This window comes from Streptomyces sp. LS1784 (genome assembly GCF_020103755.1).
GTDB lineage: Bacteria > Actinomycetota > Actinomycetes > Streptomycetales > Streptomycetaceae > Kitasatospora.
The window spans coordinates 1-3334 of sequence record NZ_JAHSQD010000745.1 but is presented as its reverse complement, the minus strand read 5'-3'; the positions used below and the strand labels follow the sequence as shown (position 1 = coordinate 3334).

At 75.8% G+C, this 3334-nt stretch carries 3 protein-coding genes; all 3 read left to right on the top strand.

Annotation, left to right across the window (positions count from 1 at the left end):
* Nucleotides 1-292: cobalamin biosynthesis protein (locus KS423_RS41650; protein WP_224284923.1), on the top strand; the 292-nt coding region annotated here is incomplete at its 5' end.
* Nucleotides 289-1827, top strand: coding sequence for a cobyric acid synthase (locus tag KS423_RS41645; protein ID WP_224284922.1), 1539 nt, complete (start codon nt 289-291; stop codon nt 1825-1827). The genes KS423_RS41650 and KS423_RS41645, both read left to right, overlap by 4 nt.
* 82 nt (nt 1828-1909) lie before the next feature.
* Nucleotides 1910-3334 (top strand): ATP-binding protein (locus KS423_RS41640; protein ID WP_224284921.1); only part of this gene is annotated, 1425 nt, incomplete at its 3' end.

The window sequence follows — 3334 nt, the reverse complement described above, 5'->3', positions numbered from 1 at the left end:
GACGGCCTGGCGGGTCTGGCGGCGCGACGGCTCCGCGCACCCGAGCCCGAACGCGGGCCAGGCGGAGGCGGCGTTCGCCGGCGCGGTCGGCGTACGGCTGGGCGGGACGCTGCGGTACGGCGAGCGGATCGAGCACCGGCCGGTCCTGGGAGCGGAGCTGCGGCCGGTGACGGTGGACGACATCGAGCGGGCCTGCGCGCTCTCCCGGCGGGTGGGCGCACTGGCGCTGGGTACGACGGTCGCGGGGCACGTCCTGCTGCGGGCGTTCCTGGGGAAGAGGGGATGGGCATGACGAACGCGCTGCTGGTCGCGGGGACGACCTCGGACGCGGGCAAGAGCGTGGTGACGGCCGGGATCTGCCGCTGGCTCGCCCGCCAGGGCGTGCGGGTCGCGCCGTTCAAGGCGCAGAACATGTCGCTCAACTCCTTCGTCACCGCCGACGGCGCCGAGATCGGCCGCGCCCAGGCGATGCAGGCGCAGGCCGCCCGGGTGGAGCCGGAGGCGGCGATGAACCCGGTGCTGCTCAAACCCGGCGCGGACGGCCGCAGCCAGGTGGTGCTGCTCGGCCGGCCGGTGGCCGAGGTGGGCGCGCTGGACTACCGCGAGCGCAAGCCCGTCCTGCTGGAGCGCGCCCTGGAGTGCCTGGCCGACCTGCGCCGCCGCTACGACGTGGTGGTCTGCGAGGGCGCGGGCTCGCCCGCCGAGATCAACCTGCGCGACCGCGACATCGCCAACATGGGCCTGGCCACGGCCGCCGCCCTGCCGGTGGTGGTGGTCGGGGACATCGACCGCGGCGGAGTCTTCGCGGCGATGTACGGGACGCTGGCGCTGCTGTCGGCGGAGGACCAGCGGCACGTGGCGGGCTGGTTCGTCAACAAGTTCCGCGGCGACGCGCGACTGCTGGCACCCGGGCTGGAGATGCTGCACGAGCTGACCGGCCGTCCGGTGCTGGGCACACTGCCGATGCTGCCCGGGCTCTGGCTGGACGCCGAGGACTCGCTGGACCTGTCCACGGTGGTGGACCGGGCGGACGGGCCCGGGCCGCTCGGCGCGGACGTGCTGCGGGTGGCCGTGGTGCGCTTCCCGCGGCTGTCCAACTTCACCGACGTGGACGCGCTCGCGCAGGAGCCGGGCGTGCTGGTGCGCTGGGCGACCAGGCCGGAGGAACTGGCCGACGCCGACCTGGTGGTGCTGCCCGGCACCCGGGCCACCGTCGCGGACCTCGCCTGGCTGCGCGAGCGCGGCCTGGAGCCGGCCCTGAAGGCGCGGGCGGCGGCCGGGCTGCCGGTCCTCGGGGTCTGCGGCGGCTACCAGATGCTGGCGCACTCGATCGTGGACGAGGTCGAGTCCAAGTCGGGTGCCGTCGAGGGCCTCGGCCTGTTGCCGACCCACGTGCGGTTCGGCATCGAGAAGGTGCTGGCACGGCCGGTCGGCGAGGCGTACGGGCAGCGGGTGGAGGGTTACGAGATCCACCACGGGGTGGTGGCGGTCGAAGGCGGCGACACGTTCGTCTCCGACGGCCACGGGCGGAGTCTGGACGGCTGCCGGGTGGGCTCGGTCTGGGGCACGACCTGGCACGGCGTGCTGGAGAACGACGGGTTCCGCCGCGAACTCCTGCGCGAGGTCGCCGGGTTGTCCGGCCGGGCGTTCGTCCCGGCGCCGGACACCTCCTTCGCCGCGGCGCGCGAGGCCCGGCTGGACCGGCTGGGCGACCTGATCGAGGAGCACGCGGACACCGACGCGCTGTGGAAGCTGATCGAGGGCGGAGTGCCGGCGGCCGGATCGCTGCCGTTCGTCCCGCCCGGGGCCCCTGGGAGTGACGCATGAACCGGGTACGGCAGCAGAGCCGGACGGGACCGCAGGGCCAGGCAGGGCCGCAGAACCGGGCACGACAGGAGTGGGGTACGGCATGAGTGACGTCCGCTATCCGTTCACCGCGATCGTCGGCATGGCCGACCTGCGGCTGGGACTGCTGCTGAACGCGGTCTCCCCGGCCGTGGGCGGCGTGCTGGTGCGCGGCGAGAAGGGCACCGCGAAGTCGACCATGGTGCGCGCGCTGGCCGGCCTGCTGCCGGCCATCGCCGCCGTGGACGGCTGCCGCTTCGCCTGCGACCCGGCCGCGCCCGACCCGCAGTGCCCGGACGGGCCGCACGTCTCCCCGCCCTCCTCCGAACGGCCTTCCCAGCTGGTCGAGTTGCCGGTCGGCGTGGCCGAGGACCGGATCGTCGGCTCGCTCGACCTGGAGCGGGCGCTGGCCGAGGGCGTCAAGGCGTACGAGCCCGGGCTGCTCGCCAGGGCACACCGCGGCGTGCTCTACATCGACGAGGTGAACCTGCTCCAGGACCACGTGGTGGACCTGCTGCTGGACGCCGCCGCGATGGGCCGCTCCTACGTCGAGCGGGAGGGCGTGTCGGTGCGGCACGCGGCCCGGTTCCTGCTCGTCGGCACGATGAACCCGGAGGAGGGCGAGCTGCGGCCGCAGCTGCTCGACCGGTTCGGCCTGACCGTCGAGATCGCCGCCACCCGGGACCCGGCCGAGCGCGCCGAGGTGGTCCGCCGCCGCCTCGCGTACGACGCGGACCCGGCCGGCTTCGCCGCACGATTCGCCGAGGAGGAGCGGGCGCTCGCCGAACACATCACCACGGCCCGGGAGTTGCTGCCCAAGGTCGAGCTGACCGATGTGGCGCTGCGTCAGATCACCGCTGTGTGCGCCGCGTTCGAGGTGGACGGGCTGCGCGCGGACATCGTGATGGCCCGCACGGCGGTCGCACTGGCCGCCTGGGACGGGCGCACCGAGGTGCTGGAGGAGGACGTCCGCAAGGCCGCCCGGCTGGCGCTGCCGCACCGGCGCCGCCGCAACCCCTTCGACGCGCCGGGGCTGGACGAGGAGCAGCTGGACCGGACGCTGGAGGAGCACGCCCGGCAGGAGGACCCGGAGCCCGAGGGCGACGGACCCGGCCCGGACGGCGACGGCGGTCCGGAGGACGGCCCGGACGGGGGCCCGGAGGACGGCGGTCCGGACGGGCGCGGCCCCGACGGTGGTGGTCCCGACAGCGGTGGTCCCGACGGCGGTGGTCCCGACGGCGGTGGCGCGCCCGAACCGTCCGACGGCGGCCCCGAGGTGTCCACCGGCGAGAGCGCCGGGGAGCCCGCCCAGCCGCCCGTACCGGCCCAGCATCCCTCCCCCGCGCGGGAGTCGGCGCCGGTCGCGGCCGGGGACCCGTACCGGACCCGGCTGTTCACCGTGCGGGGCACCGGGCACGGCGCCCAGGGCCGCCGCTCCCCCGCCGAGACCACTGGCGGGCACACCATCCGCGCCCGCCGCCCGCAGGGC